General features: G+C 69.9%; 1 protein-coding gene. It reads left to right on the top strand.

Annotated elements, in window-relative coordinates; genetic code table 11:
• A partial coding sequence (locus ACU8YE_RS25025) for an SDR family oxidoreductase (protein WP_446930248.1) occupies positions 1-352 on the top strand: 352 nt, incomplete at its 5' end.
• Positions 353-462 lie beyond the last annotated feature (110 nt).

Raw genomic sequence — 462 nt, 5'->3', positions numbered from 1 at the left:
CGCGTCCAGCGTGAAGGGCGTACCGAACCGGTGCGTCTACGGCGCGACGAAGGCGGCCGTGATCGGCTTGACGAAAGCGGTCGCGGCCGATTTCGTCACGCACGGGATTCGCTGCAATGCGATTTGCCCCGGCACCGTCGAATCGCCGTCGCTCGATGCGCGCATCGCCGAGCAGGCGCGCGCGCGCGGCGAGCCGATCGACGCGGTGCGCGCCGCGTTCGTCGCGCGCCAGCCGATGGCGCGCATCGGCAGGCCGCAGGAGATCGCGGCGCTTGTCGCGTATCTCGCGTCCGACGAGGCGTCGTTCACGACGGGGGCGATCCATTTGATCGACGGCGGCTGGTCGAACTGACGCGCGCCGCGCGGCGGCCGCGATCCGTTGCCGCGCCGCGCCCGGCACACCTGTTTGAACTCACTGGGCGAATTCATGAAACTGCTGCGATACGGGGCGAAGTCCCGAGA

The sequence above is a fragment of the Ralstonia sp. VS2407 genome (genome assembly GCF_052950655.1).
The sequence above is the reverse complement of the archived record's forward strand: the minus strand, read 5'-3'. Positions and strand labels throughout refer to the sequence as shown.